Source organism: Methylomonas sp. MS20 (assembly GCF_050275925.1).
Taxonomy (GTDB): domain Bacteria; phylum Pseudomonadota; class Gammaproteobacteria; order Methylococcales; family Methylomonadaceae; genus Methylomonas; species Methylomonas koyamae_A.
The window spans coordinates 167,394-181,969 of sequence record NZ_CP189963.1; the positions used below are offsets into that span (position 1 = coordinate 167,394).

The window sequence follows — 14,576 nt, forward strand, 5'->3', positions numbered from 1 at the left end:
AGGAACTGCCGCCATGACCCAACGACCTACCGCCCACGCTTTACTTCTGCTGGCAATACTCGCGGCGCTCCCTATGTCCGGCAAGGCCCACCCCGGCAAAGTCAACGCCGAAGGCTGCCACACCGAGCGCAAGACCGGCGAATATCATTGCCATCCTGAGCGGGCCAAGCCCGCCACCGCACCGGCACCGGCGGTCAGCGAACCGATCTTGTCGCCATCGGCATCCAGTCCTGCCGAATCCAGCGCCGTCAGTCCGACCGAAGCGCCCACGATCGCCCGCGACCTGTTGAAGCTTGACTATCAGGGTTTTACGGTCTGGCTCGACTGCCAGCAGCGCGGCCCGGTTCGCTTCGAGTACATCGCGAGCAAAGACAGCGGTGATCTACCGCGCGCGAAAGACTTTACGCTCGATCCGGCTGTCCCCAAAGAATGCCAGCAGTTCAGCACCTCAGCGTATGGTCACGGCTTCGACCGGGGCCACCAAGTGCCGGCCAACCATCTTGACGGTTCCGAAGAGGCCCTCCGGCAATCGAACTACATGACCAATATCTTGCCCCAAGTGGCGCAGATGAACCGGGGAGCCTGGGAGCGAACCGAGGAAATCATCGAGTGTTACCGCGACCTCGAAGACCTGCACGTCATTGGCGGCGTGATTTGGGGGAATAACCCCGCCGACGACTATTTTTTGAGATCACACGGCGTCAAAACGCCGGACGCCTTTTGGAAAGTCGTGATTCGTGGCACCGGTCAGGATCAACGAGCCATTGCTTGGGTGGTGCCGAACAGCCCATCGGCTACCAAGAGCAACTTGGATCGATACTTGATTTCGGTCGGCAATTTAGAACAGCTCATAGGTGAAACCCTCCCGGTTGCCGCTTACGCCAAAAACGACAAGCCGACCTCATCTTGGCATATTCCGCACGGGTGCAGAAAAGGGTAGAGGGATTTCCTAAAACTTCGCACGGCGCCAAGCGCAGCTTTATCGGCACCGTGCGTGTTGCTATCACCCTCATTACGAATCAGTGCTGCTTCTATTTACAAGGAGTGTTACTCTCCTACATCACCACCACCAACTACCATCGGCATCAACCATTTATAGCTAAATCGCCGCTCGCCGTCGCGAGGCCCGCTCCAAAACCCGTGCCAGTGGCCTTTGCGTAAATGAGCTTTAACAGACCGGCCGCTGTCGTTGACGGAATGATTAACCGCCCGCAACTGATCGCCGATCTGGCGGCCCACTGTCCACACGCGCGGTTTTTCGGCCGGGAATAACCGCCAGCCGCGCTTCGTTTTAGTCGGCGCCGGCCGCTTCGGCGACGTGCCTGGCTCGCGGTCGTCGTCGATCTCCGGCGCATCGCTGCAAATGTACAGCAACAATGAGATTAGCGGATTGATACTCGCGGCGATCTGTTGCACGTGATCCATGCCTGGCGCAAAGGCGATGCCTGCCGCGGCGGTCTGCCGCGCCGCTTCAGCTGTTGCACGGTCAACGGCCTCGGTCACGGTCCACGGTCCCAGGTGAACAGGCACCGGGATCAACGCGTCGGCAGTGTCGAGCAGCAGCCGCAACTCGCTACGGTGCGTATTAACATCGTATTCCAAATGCACCCAGTAGCCGTGCAATTCGCCGCCCAGCCATTGTCGCCCCGGTGTTTCGATGTAAATGCACCATTCCGGCAGCCGATACAACACCTCGCTCGGCATATCTCCGACTACCAGCGTATCGGCCAGCGCTGACATGAATTCGGCGTCGAACTGGTAAACGCCCTGGCTATAGCGCCAAGTGCCTATCGCTGCCAGTCGTCCCACGTCGCCGGCCAAATGCAAAGGCAAGCGCCGGCCAGGCAGCAATTGGTTAAAATTGTCCTGACTGACCACCGCATACCAACCGGCCATCGGCATAAAACACCAGGCTGGCCAGTCTGGCAGATCGCGGCCACGGTCGCGCCTAAACTCGTCTACCAGTTTTCCAGTCGATGGGTATAGCCGCATTGCTGCGGCTAGGTGTTCAGATGGGCGTAATTTACTCGCCATTGAATATCGCCGCCAACACCTTCAGATTTTCTTTAATCAGTTGGCTACGCTGGTTATATGCTGCTATTTCAATGCGTTTTGTTTCAAAAACATCTTGTAATATCTCAAAATCCATGCCTTCGTCGAAATCGACCGGCACAACCCGGTCATAATGCCAGCCGATTAATCTGGCGTAAAAACCGCTTTCGTCGCTATACAGTTCGCTACCGTTAAACGTAAAAATGGGTTTGTTACGATCTTCGACCCCATGTCTTTCGTGTATTTGCTCATAGCGGTCACGCCATTCTTGCGGCCATCCCCAAAATCCGGTTTCGACCTCGTCCTCGGTCAGCGGCGGCAAACCGTCATTCCAGTTTTCGATTGTGCGGAATGACACGTAATTTGATAGAGAAATCATTTTTGGCCGCCGCCCGGCATCGCACAGCATCGAATACGTGTCGTCTGCCAGCACACCTACCGCGCGCTCATAGGTTACAAATGAATAGGGGCCGTCATCGACGGGCAATGAAAACGATAAACCGTCCTCTTCTACATAGCCGTTTTCAACGGCTACCGGAAGCCAGATGCCGCCGTCAATCAACGGCTTTTCAAGTGCTAATTGGGTGTGGCCTGCGCGGCCTATGGTTTTTTTCATGACTATCTCCTATCTAATCGAGATTTAAAGGCTGCTTGGGTTATTAATCTACCGAGGCTAAGAGCTTTTCAAGAAACTCATCTTTGATGTCGCCCTGTAGATCTCTAAGGTCGTTAATCTGGTCAGAAAATTGAGATTCTAATGACAGCGCATAATCGGTGTAGTACAACTGATATTCGATAAAGTCTGACAGATTTACCGAAACATTCATCGAATCTTCAAACTGAATTTTGAACTCGTGACCAATCCATTCAACTGATTTTGCGTATTTTTTGAATTGGATAGCCCCAACATGATCTTTAACCTTTATGCGATAGTCGCCAGCGGCTTCAGTTATTTGATTTTGAATGATTTGTTTTTGGTTTAAAACCGCTTGTTGTAAATTGTCAACTTGGTCTGTCATGGCTATTCTCCTGTTATTGTTGTTCAATAGCGTCAATGGCTTCGGCGTTGCCGCATTCTTCAATGTCGTAGTCGGAACAGATTTTTATCGCTGATCCGTCGGCGAAAACGGCGTAATTGTATAGCCCACTTGTTCCGAAAGATTCGGCCTCGAATATGGCGGCAACATTGTCGAAGTCCACGCTTTCTTCGAAGGCTTTAATCGCTTTTTGTGCTGTGTTCATTGTCGCTATCCTATTATTGATTTAGGAGTAGTTTTCCTCGGCGATAACGTATGCGCTATGGTCATACACTTGTTCAGCATCGACGCACCACGCTGAGTATGTTGCGCCGTTACCGTCTTCGTCCGGCCCAATGTATGCGGCCTTTGCCGGTGTAATCATTCCCATACGGCGACCAGCCTGCATCCGTCCGCACCTCGATAGCCTGGCTTGTTAAGATAATCCCCAAGCGCGTGCAACAGGTTTACTTCCGTTTCAGGCACGTCAAGCGCGTCCTGAGAGTCAGTTAATGCCGAGAACAGCGCTTCGGCCAGTTTTTTTATTTCATCAGATTCCATTTTGTCACCACTTTGCTATATAGTTGGCCTCGGGATCATCAAGGCCTCATTGAAGAACCGACAGAAATTTAAACGACTAATTTAGTCTTAGTCGCTTTCCTCGATGATCTAGCCATTCCAATCGTAAACACTAATCTCTGGAGATTGCCGCACATTCAACCGCCAGCCCCATGCGCAAGTGCCTCCGCGCATCTTGGCAATCTCAGAAATTCGGTGGACAACGCCTGCACGCCACCAGGCGATACCGGCTGTTATCGCTTCCGATTTGGTCGCGTAAGACGGTGCTCCAGGGCAAATTGTCATAAAACCTCCAATTCCGGTATGCGCAGTCCAGCGCTGCTTATCCTTGTCGCCGTACGCGCGAATAACGATATTGCTGTGACGACTGTCGAAATGCTCCGCAGCGGCCATGCTGGCTTGGCCAGCATGGCAAGCCAAAGCAGCATGCAATAAATTCTCGTCGAGATACGGGTCTCCACGCCAGGCCCTCACTGTATCCGGCGTGATCAACCCAGAGCGATAAGTGATCTCCAAATCTACGGCGTCGTCATCTGAGATCTCACCGGCGTCGATTTTTCGGCGATTCTCTTCCGCCTTAGTCTTGCGGAATGATTCGACGGCGGCAATATCGTCGGCCGATGTGTCCAGCGGATCAGCCCATGTCCAACCGGTTGGCAAATCAAGTTCTGTCGTATCTGCTGCGCGGTAGACCGTCCATCCAGCTTGTGGATGCGGCAAAAGAGGTTCGGTGTCCCAGTTGGGTATGATGCTCCAGTAGTGCCAACCGGCGACAGGGTCGGCTCCGGGCGGCGCATAGGCTACGGCTATTCGTGGCACTGGCTGCATAGGCACCATTGGCGGCCACGCTACGTCAGGCGGCGTTGCGAGTTTCGTCGTCAGCCAATCGTCAAGTTCGGCGGCATTACCTGCCTCTGCCAGCCATGCCATAGTTTGCGGCGTGGTGCGCGGCACGTATTGATTGTTGACGATACTGCCGAGACGGAGCGTATCGTCAAATTTAACCCAGGTCACTCGTTGGCCTTGGTAATTTTCGGTTTTGATGCGGAACTTGCTACGCAGCTCGCGGCCACTGTGAACGTGTCTCTTCATTTTTTCTCCTACCGGCGAATGGCCGGATGATAAGCGCCCGGCTATTTGGCCGGGCTTGCAACTTTCTTGTAAACTTCTGATTTTTTGCAACCATTTAATGCGTCTGGCCAATTATCAAAGCCTCTAACGCCGCACCCAGGATCGGCACAGAAATACCAGTTTTTTGCTAGCGTAACTATAATTCCGTTGTCGATATCACGCTCGTCGTCAACGTGTGCAATATAGCTTTTACCGAGTAAAGTGTTTTTTGCGATTTTCATAAGATCAATGATTTACTATGTCAATATAATCAGTTTTAGATAGCTCACTAATGTAGCATCCACTCACAGAATATAAAACACGTTCATGATTCGGTTTTATTAATTCAAATCCAACATCAGAACAGCTATGAATCAGCCTATCTAACAAAAGGTAGTTAATATTATCTTTTTTATCCGTTCTAAGCTCAAGGCATTTAGCCGTGATCGCCTTAGAAAATCCAAAAAGCCGAATATAGACGGTTTCAGGGAGCCCATGTTCATCAGGAACTATCTGAATTTCTTTAATGGTTTTGTATGATTTGAGTGCGTTCATTATTCAATTTATATACGGACTCTTGGTGTTTCGTTGTCCGGTATTACCGCCATTGATATTTCCTCGGGGTGACCATCAAGGGAGCAAAACGAACCTTCACAAACAGCATATCCAGCCGGCCAGCCCTTTTTCCATTCAAACCGGACTGTCGGTTTATTTACGCACTGTTCTGCAAAGGCCAACATCTCCGCATGACGCTGTTTTGCGCACGCCCACAACTCGTCTGGATAATCGTTCGCACCACCAGAACCGCCGCCATTCAATATTCTATGAGGGTGTGCGCTATTCATCTCATAGTCTGATAGACGAGTGTCAGGTTGGAAATAATAACTAACTGAAACCATAATTCATACCTCCGTATGTACAAGTTAACAACCGCATAACCAGCGGTTTTAATAATTCTGATAAATAGATCGGCTTTTTAGTTATCCTCTCACGCCGCCCGTTTAATGCAAGCCAAGGTTTCTCTTAGTTCCGGAATCGAGTTAATGAAGCGGTAAATGAAGGCGTCGAAATGCACAAAATCGGCGCCGTCGACCTGATCGCCGTAATCCAAGCCGGCTTCGCTGGCGACTTTCTTCCACGAGACCAATTGACTCATATACTCGTCGATGCTGCCGGCCAATTCCAGGAAATAACAATTCACTGGATGTTTTTGTTGGGGCCGAATTAATCGGTAAATGGCTTGGCTTTCTTCTCTCGCCTTATAACTGCGGTTGTAGAAGATGACACTGTTGAGCATCGGCAAATTCAATCCGTCTTGTGTGACGCCCAAGCTGGCCAGCATGACCTGATCGGTGCCGTTGCGGATGCGGTCGTTTAGCCGGCTAATTCGCTTGTCGATGGTTTCCTCCCCGGAAAACACCAATTGGCTGATCCCGGATTGGTCTAACGCTTTAGACAGTCTGCGCAGCACCAAGGGATTGCGCGCGAATACAATCGGCCTCAAGTCTTGTTCGACTTGCTGTTTCACCAGTTCAATACACGCCCGTTCTTTGGTGGTCAGATCGGCGAAACCGCGACCGTAGCCCGAGACGATGCTCGGCGTATTGGCCGCCTTGAAACAGGCCTCCAGCCGCGCGAGGATCATCGTCAAATTGAGGGCTTTTTGCCTATCCTGCTGCGCCTTGGCGTATTGCCGGTACCAGCTAGCGAATTCCTCGGCGGTTTTGATGTACAGCACTAAATGATCGATTGCCCACTCGACCCTAATGGGCGGGTGCAGTATCGGCTCCGGAAAGCGCACATGCTTGGCCACGTCCGGCTCTTGTTGCACGCGGCGTTTGACCAAGGGAGCGACCCACGCCCGATAATCGTCCAGATAGGCCGGGTTAATTTTCGGTATTTCACGCTTGGCGCCGCGCTCGTGAGTGTCCTTAAATTCGTTGGTGGCCCATTCCAGCGTCACATAGCGTTTGGCGAATTCATCCCGGCCGGTGGGTTGAAATTCCGCGCTGGTGAACAATCGCCGCTCCAGGAAGCCGCCCTTCAATGAAAAAGGCTGATAGGCTCGCTCCTGGCCGGCGGTGAAGGCCGCCAGGCTTTGCGATTCTCTGACATAGTTAGGAAACGGCGTGCCATCGAATAGATAGCGACGTTTGGCGCCCAAGCACCACACCGCTTGGCTTTGCTGCGAAAATTGATTGGCCAGCAGCCCGCCTTCGTCGCAAATCACGTTCTTAATCCGTTTTCGCAGGGCTTTAGCCAGGGTTAATTTCGGATAGCGTGGGTCAAAAGGGCGCTTTAGGCGTTCATAGCTGATGACATTAAGTTTGTTAAGTGCGGAAAGATCGGAACGCTCCCGAATGATCGTGTAATCGTTGAATCCCAGTGTTTGAAGTTCATTTTCCATTTCGGCCACTAAGCGCGATTTCAGCACGATGAGTGATCTTCCCTCCAGTAATAAGGCCAATGAAATGGCCAGCCGAGATTTACCAAGCGCCATTTGCCAAGCACAGATCGCCCCGCGAGGCTTAAACGCCAATTCGCATAAGTCCTCTAGCTGAAAATCCCAGGTTAACCAGCGATCAATCCCTAATGCCTGGGCCTTGACTTTTAACCGGTCGATATCGCGGGGAAAGCTCTGCGCGATCGGAGGATAAATCGTTTCCCAGTAACCGGCGTCGATTACCTCGCTTTGCGGCACAAAGTAATCGAAAAACCGCACTTCGTCGCAGGTAAAGGCGCCGCGCGATGTGGTCACCACAAACCCGGATGATTCTCTCGTTGCCTGAACTGTATCGCCTTTACGAACCACCGACGCCGGTTCAGTGGGGTTGATGAAACCCATTTTGCCAGCCACGGCCCTAAATTGGGGAGCACCTTTCCGGTATGCCGTGCGGCCGAACGGGATTTGCATTTTGGCGTTTTCGCGCAGAATCGCTTTTAGGCCGCCGATGAGCTGTTGTGAAATAACCGGTTTCCCGCCGGCGGCGCGGATGGTTTCCGCGACCTGGCGCAAAGCCAGAAAAGGATCCGACTGTAGGCTAATCACATCCAAATTGAGTTGAAATTGACCAGCATAGCGGGTCGACCGTGGGTATCGATGGATTTCTGTCGAATACAGACGGCTACGATACAAGGCATTCATGACCCGGCCTTCGGTGGCGCCGTCACAAAATTTGAGCTTAATCCAGCGTCCCGCACGATCGAGGATCACCGTTTTGTCGTCACTGAGCGGCGTCATCACGACTGCTTTGCTGCTTTCCACCAACACGAGACGAATCGGGAAGGTCGATTTCCCTAACTCTTCACGCGTACGGCAGGACAAATTTTCCAAATGAGGCGGTATCGATTCGGGTGTGATGGTTTCCCGAACAATGCGATGACCATGTGCCGGATTGCGATGGTCTTCCGAGCCGAGAATCAGTAATACTGTGTTCACCGATTCGACATTTTCAGCCTGAAACGTATCGCTGGGCAGAACGAATACCGCTCGGAGCCGGGCACGGTAGGCCGGGATCGATTCGACTAAGGCCATGACTGAGGCCGGCACCACGGCCGCGACGATATCGCAATGGGCTAGGGCTTGAGCGAGTGCGTATTCATGGGATAAAGCCGAGGTGTTGGGGCCGTGTTTCCCGTAATGCGTGATTCCTTCGTAAGCGTGCATATGCGGGCTGGATAGCGTGATCGAGAACGGCGGATTAATCAGCGCCGCGCTAAATCGGTCCAGTTCGACAGCCTCCATGCCGGCAGCGATGAAATCGGTTTCGAAGTCGGTGGTGTCGACGATTCGAATGACTTCGTTTAACAACGTCTCGTCGACATCCAGGCCACATAAATGAAAGCGCTTGGGATCGGCAAACCGAAATAGTCCGGCGTTGCCGAGACTGTTGTCGAGCAAGCGGTAACGTTCTTCGGCATCGAACGCCGGCTGGATGGCCTCCCACAGGTAACGAGCAAGCCAGGCCGGCGTAAAAAACTGAGACAACGTTTCTTTGCGAGTCGCATGTAAACCGGCCAGCGAGCCGGGTTTCTCTGCCTGGCTACCCCTGGAAACCAGCCGCCCTAACTCAGCGGGTAAATGCACCGTCGCCATCATGCCGCCTGCAAGGTATTCATTCTGTTCAGAATAGCCATCGCTTGCGGCTCGAACCCATTGAGCATTAAAAAAGCCACTAACGCTTCAAATGCGCTGCGGGTGAAGCGATACTCGATCTTATCTTTAAAACAGACGATTTGTAGCGAGGAGCCTTTACCGAACACGGTTCGCGATTCGATTCGAGCATTGGAATAGGTTAATCCCTTTACCGCGTCGACGTAATTCGAGAAACTGGGCTCTAAATCAATGCCGGCATCTTCCCGTATCCATCGAAACGCACTGAGAATGTTGCTGTAGCGGGTTTGGCATTGACTATCGAAGCTATGATTCCAATTCGGCGCATAGGTTTGGCAAATGAACAAGCCGTTTTTGGCATAAAAGGAATGATGTCGATCCAAATAACGCAAGCCGAATTCATCGACCAGGCTCGTTGCCAACATCGACAATCCCGCGCTCTCCAAATGCTTAACCTGCTCCTCGATGGATCGGGTAATACCGGCAAAATCGACGTGAGACAAGTAGACCGAAACTAACTGTTTGTCGTCATCCAAACTGCCTTCCGAATGACGAATGTAATATTCACGGATTGAATGATCGCTATATCGATCGGAAATCACTTTGTAGAGGCCAGTCTCAACATGAATTCTCGCGGGGGTTCCTTTGGCGTGTTGCCGCGTGAGTTTCTGGCATAGCTCATTAATCGCTTGTTCAGCGACAGACTCTATACAATGACCAATGTAATAAGGTGATGTTGTTTTATTATCAATGCCTAAAATAGACAAAAATTGCGCGTGTTTAATCAACTCGAAACGCGATTCGACCATTTCATTCAATCGATCGGTCATCGTTTTTTCAAGGCTTGAAGGCGAAGTCATTTAATTATCCTTAGTTTTCTAAATGATAAAGTCAATCTAATACGGCATCTCAATAATGCAACCGCGTATTATGGGGATATCCGCCGGCTGTTTATCAAGGAATGCACGATGGATTTCGCCCCTTCAAATCCATCCAATAATGAGACAAACTCAGCAATCGGTTCGCTAGCGTTCACTTCGCCAATAAAACATTTCACTAATCGAATTTGCAAAGGATGGTAGCCCGTGGTCACGGGGTGATTCGTTAGCATGTAGGGGCAATACAGGATTTGAAAGCACAGATCGTTCGTCGACAGAGTGATAAAAGCCACGCCTGGCCCTGAATGAAATGGAAAGTGTTTTTCTTCGACCAACGGATTGTTTGAAGTCATGGCACGCTCGCTAAAAAGATAAAGGGATTGAATCAACTGACTACGACTACGCCAGTTTTGCGATTAAATTAATAGCGTTCTGTGAATATGCAATAGGCAATAGAGAATAAAAACAAGGATCGGTATGGTTAATGATTCTGAACGTTCACTACAAAGTTTTTGTCCGTCACGTAAAAAGGGAACATCAAAAACTAGCCGTTGCAATCTTGCTAAGTCGTGAGAAGATTGAGCTATGTTTTAGCAGGGCATTATTCTCTATGAACGCGACACCACTCGGTAAATTAAATACGCTCGGTATTTTGGAGTTTTGGCAATTACCATTATTACTGCCTAAACACTATATCGATCTGCGCGATTCAGCCATTGTCGAACAATTTCGCGTCTGGTTAGAAGGGCGGTTTTGTGTGGTTCGTGGCGTATTAACGGAGTATCGCGTCGTGCGGGACAGCGTTCCGAATCGCATGATTGTTACCTTGGTCGACACATCAGGCTTAACGGTACAAGCCACCTTTTTCGGTCGGACGAAAGACCTACTACCCATTTTGGCTGACAAGCTGCATAATTGCACGAACTTGCACACCCAAGTGCACGCCATCTGCACACCTAAGTGCATCACTTGCACACCCTCGGCCTGATGGGTGCGCAAGTAATGGGGTTTAGGCCGTTACGCCGTGTTTTTACCTCTCAGCTTCCGCATCGATTCGCCCTTGAGTTCTATCGGATGGGCTCGATGGACGATCCGATCCAGAATCGCGTCGGCAACAGTGGCGTCTTCGAACAATTCGTACCATTTATTAGTCGGATATTGACTGGTAAGAATCAAGGAGCCGACCATCGATTGCTGATCCAGGATTTCTAAAAGTATCGGCCCTAATTGAGCGGGTACGCCGCCAATGCCGACATCGTCGATGATTAACAACGATGCGCTGATTAATTGACGTCGCAGTTTGGGCAAACTGCCGTCGGCCATTCCCACGGTTAAATTCTCAAATAAGCGGGTTGCGGTCATATAGAGCGTACTTAACCCTCGCCGGCAGGCTTGTTGACCAAAGGCACACGCGATCCAGCTTTTGCCGGTGCCGGTCGTACCGGTCAGAATCAGGTTTTGCTTTTGCCGCATCCATTCACCGGTCGCCAAGGTTTGTATTTGCAAAGGGTCCAGACTACGTTGATTGCGGTAATCGATGTCTTCGAGTACCGCCTGGGGATAGCGGAGCTTGGCGTTTTTCAATAGTCGTTCGATCTTGCGGGCGTCTTTACTGAATAGCTCCTGCTCGATCAATAGACCCAGACGTTGCTCAAAAGGCATGGCTGTATATTTTGGTTCGGACTGCTGCTTGTCCAAGGCCGCAGCCATGCCGTGCAGACCAAGCTGAGCGAGTTTATGAGGTATGGTTCCAGCGATGATCATAGCGGTGCCTCCGGTGTGGTGGTGAAATAATCGGCGCCACGTAAGTTCTCATGCTCAATCACCTTTACGGTTGTCACCGTGGACAAGCGACTATCGGCATTGGTACGAATAATCCCCCTTAGCCGGTCAAAACCCAGGCAATTCAACCGTAGTGCATGGGTACAAGCTGACTCAATGCGCCCCTGCCAGTTGTCTTTCTGGGCTTCTCGCCTTAGTAATTGCGCGGCTTTCAGACGGCTGGCAAAGTGGCGCTTGTCTTCCAAGCTACGTTGCAGAAACGTCACGGTAGACGGGCCGAGGGATTGCGCCCAGGTTTGTAATCCTTCCAGTGTCCCTTCGCGAAACAAACGATGGTTGGGCGGCATATGCTCGTCCAAGGTGGTTCGGCCTGGGCCAATTTGGCGGATATGCGATGCTACTAGCTGGCGTTGGTAGTAGACGTGAACAAACTCGTCGTTGGCCCGAATATCGACGTGTTGATGGGCGTAGGTATCCCGCTATCCGACCGGCTTGATAGTCTACCTGTGCCACGATACAACAAGTGCTTGTATAAATGTAACCAGTACTGGAAGTGGCTCTACTTCAAGCTTCAATGGACGTCTTGCGAACAAAAAAATGATTTATGCGTTCGGAGTCGCAGGTTCTGGCTCGGTATCTCCGCCTGCTTATGGTCAAGTCGATCAGGTCATTGTGAACTACGAATATTAAGTATGACATAACCGCCTTTATATTTTTAAATATAAAGGCGGTTTTTAGAATCATCATGTAAATTTTAAATATTGGCTATATTTATCAAGGCCCGTTTTTAATTGGTAATCTTCCGGCAAATTTTTATTAAACTGCATAATCTTGTTAAATATATCTGCGTCACTAGCTCCACTGCCTTTCATTTCAGTATAAATCTGAATTCGCTGGTCCCTAATTTTATCTGCTTCATTTTCAAAGCTCTTGACGTGTTGAGTATATGCGGACATGGCCGATGTGTCACTTAGGCTAGGCAAATCATTTAAATCTACAAGCTCAAAATCTCTAGAGTATGTATATACGCTAGCCATCTCCTTTGCAAATTCTGGGTCACTATTTACTCGATCAAAGATAAGCTTAACGCCATCTGATGTTGTGGCATTTGAGTCGTTTAAAGCCTTATATGCGGAGCCACTTATTTGCACGCTATCACCGCTACTCGCAGTATTACCAGCGACGATATTGTTGGCCGAGTTAGATTGATAATTGCGGGCAACGGATGAGGTGCCGTAAGTCGGGTGCGTATTCGATGTCGTGTTTACAAACATGCTCTATCTCCTTATTAAACCTGTAATTCAAACATTCAAAATCAGTTTTTAAATTAGCAGCATGATTTGTGCCAGCGAATTTTGACAGTTTTATGGCGTTCTGATGGCTGTTTTCGGCATCGGCTTGCCGCCAGTTAAGGCTAGCATCAATATTAAGCGGCAATGTTTTGCCGTATTGCCGGCCCGACTTTCGGGCTCTAAATTTTTAACATTCCGAGCTTCGTCAATTGCCAAATTTCACGCGTTGGCGTCGATCTGTGAGCCAACTCTTAACGACGTTATGGCATTGTCCAGATTGTAGAGTGTGTGAAGCACATTGCCTAAAAAGCGCCTGGCGTCGTCCCAGCCTTGTTCGCCACTGTCGATCGCGCGGTTAACGAGGGCATAGCGCCTTTCGTATTCTTTGATGGCATCGATCGGCTTATCAGGATTCAAATCGTATTGGTCATCGTTGACCGTCAATACCAGAAATTCCCCGGTGGCATTGTCGGAAATCTCGCCGTTGAAATTCAAATAACCGCCCAACACGGCGAGGTCATGCGGCGAAATATTGTGCAAATCCACGTTCGCCAGTTTTTGTTTCAGTTCATCCGGTTTCAAGGCTATTTGTATGACGTCAAACCGCTGGCCGATTGGCGTGCTATCAGCGGTTTTGAATCGATTTTGCCAAGGCATGGGATCGACTTTTTCCAAGAAACGATAGTGATGTTGGGATGAATTTGGACCAATCTGCATTTACACTCCTTAAACCGGTTTGAGGTTTGAGCACAACGCTTAGGAAACCTTCTGCCGTCTGAACAGTTGTCGGCCGGAGTGAAGAATATTTGAGTAAAAATAATTGGCTGATCCGTTAGCCTGGCCTGGATGCCTCGTGGCTGCAAATTCTTGTCGGTTGTGGGGTTGCTTTGCCTTAATGTGCTTACGCCAGCAACCTTTTCATATCGCTAAAAAATGCCTTGTCACGTGCATATTGATCGGAGGGTGTCGAGGCTTTGGCGTATTCCAGCCAGGCCAGAAATTTATCAACGCCCTCGCGGTAGCTGTCGATTTGATCAGTAGGAGCCAAGGCTTTGCTGGTTTGGTCGTTGACGTTGATCCCATACAGCATGATATGCATCTGAAGCTGATATGTCATCATGTCGCCTTCATCCATGTTTTGCGTCGCCGTTAACCACGCTTGCTTGACTTGTTCCGGCGCGTCGAGCGGCGGAAAGGTGATGGTTTTACCCGCGCCGAATTCCTGAATGCCATCGTGATTGAAATCGACCTGATAACCTTCCGGCAGCAACAGATTGTAAGCGCCTTCCTTACTCATCGTTGAGGCGTCGAAGGGCTCGGCCAGACAATGCGCGCGCTGTACCACGCCTTGTTCTTGCGGCGTCAGGCTTTGCAAAAACGCGACCGGATTTTCCATGCCGCCTTGGCTATAGGCGCGATTTAAAATGGCGGCGTAAGCGGTCTGATCGTTGGCACTGGTGCCGCGCACTGCAGCCATTTCGGTGTAAGTCAAGCCCATGACATCCGCCATGGTGGTGGTTGCGTTTTGTGTAGCGGCGTCCGACGACGAGCCGGTTGGCGGGGCGGATTGGTATCGCGCATAGGCAGCTTTAAAGTCGGTGAAAAAATTCGCGTCCGGACTTTGAATCAAATGGCGCTGTTGGATGGCGTTTGGCATGGTGTTATTGACGATTTGAATATTCATGGCTTATTCCTTGCAGATGGCAGACTGCTATAAAAATGGGCGGTGGCGTTTGAATAAACTGGGAAAGCG

20 protein-coding genes are annotated in these 14,576 nt (G+C 50.4%); 3 read left to right on the top strand and 17 right to left on the bottom strand.

Annotation, left to right across the window (positions count from 1 at the left end; translation table 11 throughout):
* The first annotated feature begins 13 nt into the window (after positions 1–13).
* The gene (locus ACQE3D_RS25320) at positions 14–940 is read left to right on the top strand and encodes a DNA/RNA non-specific endonuclease (protein ID WP_427551906.1); all 927 of its coding nucleotides are present in this window, start codon (positions 14–16) and stop codon (positions 938–940) included.
* Positions 941–1,047: 107 nt separating this feature from the next.
* On the opposite strand, the gene ACQE3D_RS25325 is transcribed toward ACQE3D_RS25320, so the two are convergent.
* From ACQE3D_RS25325 to ACQE3D_RS25380, 12 genes are all read right to left on the bottom strand, one after another.
* Positions 1,048–1,896 carry an AcrVA2 family anti-CRISPR protein gene (locus ACQE3D_RS25325; protein WP_427551907.1) on the bottom strand — a complete coding sequence of 283 codons (849 nt, stop codon included), beginning with the start codon at positions 1,894–1,896 and terminating at the stop codon, positions 1,048–1,050.
* Positions 1,897–2,023: 127 nt separating this feature from the next.
* A complete protein-coding gene (locus ACQE3D_RS25330; protein WP_427551908.1) occupies positions 2,024–2,668 on the bottom strand; it encodes a hypothetical protein in 645 nt (214 codons plus the stop codon).
* 43 nt (positions 2,669–2,711) lie between these two features.
* Positions 2,712–3,071 carry a hypothetical protein gene (locus ACQE3D_RS25335; protein ID WP_427551909.1) on the bottom strand — a complete coding sequence of 120 codons (360 nt, stop codon included), beginning with the start codon at positions 3,069–3,071 and terminating at the stop codon, positions 2,712–2,714.
* 13 nt (positions 3,072–3,084) lie between these two features.
* Complete coding sequence (locus ACQE3D_RS25340; protein ID WP_427551910.1) at positions 3,085–3,294, bottom strand: hypothetical protein; 210 nt, start codon at positions 3,292–3,294, stop codon at positions 3,085–3,087.
* Between the two features lie 155 nt (positions 3,295–3,449).
* Entirely contained in the window at positions 3,450–3,629 is a 180-nt protein-coding gene (locus tag ACQE3D_RS25345) for a hypothetical protein (protein ID WP_427501755.1), read from the bottom strand.
* A 108-nt stretch (positions 3,630–3,737) separates the two neighbouring features.
* A complete protein-coding gene (locus ACQE3D_RS25350) occupies positions 3,738–4,739 on the bottom strand; it encodes a hypothetical protein (protein WP_427551911.1) in 1,002 nt (333 codons plus the stop codon).
* Between the two features lie 41 nt (positions 4,740–4,780).
* Complete coding sequence (locus ACQE3D_RS25355; RefSeq protein ID WP_427551912.1) at positions 4,781–4,999, bottom strand: hypothetical protein; 219 nt, start codon at positions 4,997–4,999, stop codon at positions 4,781–4,783.
* Between the two features lie 4 nt (positions 5,000–5,003).
* Positions 5,004–5,312 (bottom strand): hypothetical protein, encoded by a 309-nt coding sequence (locus ACQE3D_RS25360; RefSeq protein WP_427551913.1) that lies wholly within the window; start codon positions 5,310–5,312, stop codon positions 5,004–5,006.
* Between the two features lie 8 nt (positions 5,313–5,320).
* Positions 5,321–5,656: a hypothetical protein gene (locus tag ACQE3D_RS25365; protein ID WP_427551914.1), complete on the bottom strand. Its 336-nt coding sequence runs from the start codon at positions 5,654–5,656 to the stop codon at positions 5,321–5,323.
* A gap of 89 nt (positions 5,657–5,745) precedes the next feature.
* Positions 5,746–8,856, bottom strand: coding sequence for an SNF2-related protein (locus ACQE3D_RS25370; protein ID WP_427551915.1), 3,111 nt, complete (start codon positions 8,854–8,856; stop codon positions 5,746–5,748).
* Positions 8,853–9,731 (bottom strand): hypothetical protein, encoded by an 879-nt coding sequence (locus ACQE3D_RS25375; protein ID WP_427551916.1) that lies wholly within the window; start codon positions 9,729–9,731, stop codon positions 8,853–8,855. Before ACQE3D_RS25375 ends, ACQE3D_RS25370 begins: the two co-directional genes overlap by 4 nt.
* A 68-nt stretch (positions 9,732–9,799) precedes the next feature.
* Positions 9,800–10,102 (bottom strand): hypothetical protein, encoded by a 303-nt coding sequence (locus ACQE3D_RS25380; RefSeq protein ID WP_427551917.1) that lies wholly within the window; start codon positions 10,100–10,102, stop codon positions 9,800–9,802.
* 131 nt (positions 10,103–10,233) lie between these two features.
* Between ACQE3D_RS25380 and ACQE3D_RS25385 the strand changes: the two genes are divergently transcribed.
* Entirely contained in the window at positions 10,234–10,737 is a 504-nt protein-coding gene (locus ACQE3D_RS25385; RefSeq protein ID WP_427551918.1) for a hypothetical protein, read from the top strand.
* 29 nt (positions 10,738–10,766) lie between these two features.
* Here the strand turns inward: ACQE3D_RS25385 and istB are convergent, their stop codons facing one another.
* Together istB and ACQE3D_RS25395 are read right to left on the bottom strand one after the other, a co-directional pair.
* Entirely contained in the window at positions 10,767–11,513 is a 747-nt protein-coding gene (gene istB, locus ACQE3D_RS25390; protein ID WP_427551919.1) for an IS21-like element helper ATPase IstB, read from the bottom strand.
* Entirely contained in the window at positions 11,510–11,890 is a 381-nt protein-coding gene (locus ACQE3D_RS25395) for a hypothetical protein (protein WP_427551920.1), read from the bottom strand. The genes istB and ACQE3D_RS25395 overlap by 4 nt, the downstream gene beginning before the upstream one ends.
* Positions 11,891–12,023: 133 nt before the next feature.
* Here ACQE3D_RS25395 and ACQE3D_RS25400 point away from each other — a divergent pair, with 133 nt between their 5' ends.
* The gene (locus tag ACQE3D_RS25400) at positions 12,024–12,221 is read left to right on the top strand and encodes a flagellar protein FlhE (protein ID WP_427551921.1); all 198 of its coding nucleotides are present in this window, start codon (positions 12,024–12,026) and stop codon (positions 12,219–12,221) included.
* Positions 12,222–12,274: 53 nt separating this feature from the next.
* On the opposite strand, the gene ACQE3D_RS25405 is transcribed toward ACQE3D_RS25400, so the two are convergent.
* The 3 genes from ACQE3D_RS25405 to ACQE3D_RS25415 all read right to left on the bottom strand — a co-directional run bounded on the left by ACQE3D_RS25405 (position 12,275) and on the right by ACQE3D_RS25415 (position 14,507).
* A complete protein-coding gene (locus tag ACQE3D_RS25405) occupies positions 12,275–12,805 on the bottom strand; it encodes a hypothetical protein (protein WP_427551922.1) in 531 nt (176 codons plus the stop codon).
* 237 nt (positions 12,806–13,042) lie between these two features.
* Entirely contained in the window at positions 13,043–13,540 is a 498-nt protein-coding gene (locus tag ACQE3D_RS25410; protein ID WP_427551923.1) for a hypothetical protein, read from the bottom strand.
* A 184-nt stretch (positions 13,541–13,724) separates the two neighbouring features.
* Entirely contained in the window at positions 13,725–14,507 is a 783-nt protein-coding gene (locus ACQE3D_RS25415; RefSeq protein ID WP_427551924.1) for a hypothetical protein, read from the bottom strand.
* Positions 14,508–14,576: the final 69 nt, after the last annotated feature.

Bases quoted from the DNA above. Each gene is read 5' to 3' on its own strand.
- ACQE3D_RS25375 (WP_427551916.1), bottom strand. From the start codon at position 9,731: ATGACTTCGCCTTCAAGCCTTGAAAAAACGATGACCGATCGATTGAAT.
- ACQE3D_RS25325 (WP_427551907.1), bottom strand. From the start codon at position 1,896: ATGGCCGGTTGGTATGCGGTGGTCAGTCAGGACAATTTTAACCAATTG.
- ACQE3D_RS25415 (WP_427551924.1), bottom strand. From the start codon at position 14,507: ATGAATATTCAAATCGTCAATAACACCATGCCAAACGCCATCCAACAG.
- ACQE3D_RS25335 (WP_427551909.1), bottom strand. From the start codon at position 3,071: ATGACAGACCAAGTTGACAATTTACAACAAGCGGTTTTAAACCAAAAA.
- ACQE3D_RS25360 (WP_427551913.1), bottom strand. From the start codon at position 5,312: ATGAACGCACTCAAATCATACAAAACCATTAAAGAAATTCAGATAGTT.
- ACQE3D_RS25365 (WP_427551914.1), bottom strand. From the start codon at position 5,656: ATGGTTTCAGTTAGTTATTATTTCCAACCTGACACTCGTCTATCAGAC.
- ACQE3D_RS25385 (WP_427551918.1), top strand. From the start codon at position 10,234: ATGATTCTGAACGTTCACTACAAAGTTTTTGTCCGTCACGTAAAAAGG.
- ACQE3D_RS25380 (WP_427551917.1), bottom strand. From the start codon at position 10,102: ATGACTTCAAACAATCCGTTGGTCGAAGAAAAACACTTTCCATTTCAT.
- ACQE3D_RS25330 (WP_427551908.1), bottom strand. From the start codon at position 2,668: ATGAAAAAAACCATAGGCCGCGCAGGCCACACCCAATTAGCACTTGAA.
- ACQE3D_RS25345 (WP_427501755.1), bottom strand. From the start codon at position 3,629: ATGGAATCTGATGAAATAAAAAAACTGGCCGAAGCGCTGTTCTCGGCA.
- ACQE3D_RS25320 (WP_427551906.1), top strand. From the start codon at position 14: ATGACCCAACGACCTACCGCCCACGCTTTACTTCTGCTGGCAATACTC.
- ACQE3D_RS25355 (WP_427551912.1), bottom strand. From the start codon at position 4,999: ATGAAAATCGCAAAAAACACTTTACTCGGTAAAAGCTATATTGCACAC.
- ACQE3D_RS25340 (WP_427551910.1), bottom strand. From the start codon at position 3,294: ATGAACACAGCACAAAAAGCGATTAAAGCCTTCGAAGAAAGCGTGGAC.
- ACQE3D_RS25405 (WP_427551922.1), bottom strand. From the start codon at position 12,805: ATGTTTGTAAACACGACATCGAATACGCACCCGACTTACGGCACCTCA.
- ACQE3D_RS25370 (WP_427551915.1), bottom strand. From the start codon at position 8,856: ATGATGGCGACGGTGCATTTACCCGCTGAGTTAGGGCGGCTGGTTTCC.
- ACQE3D_RS25410 (WP_427551923.1), bottom strand. From the start codon at position 13,540: ATGCAGATTGGTCCAAATTCATCCCAACATCACTATCGTTTCTTGGAA.
- istB (WP_427551919.1), bottom strand. From the start codon at position 11,513: ATGATCATCGCTGGAACCATACCTCATAAACTCGCTCAGCTTGGTCTG.
- ACQE3D_RS25350 (WP_427551911.1), bottom strand. From the start codon at position 4,739: ATGAAGAGACACGTTCACAGTGGCCGCGAGCTGCGTAGCAAGTTCCGC.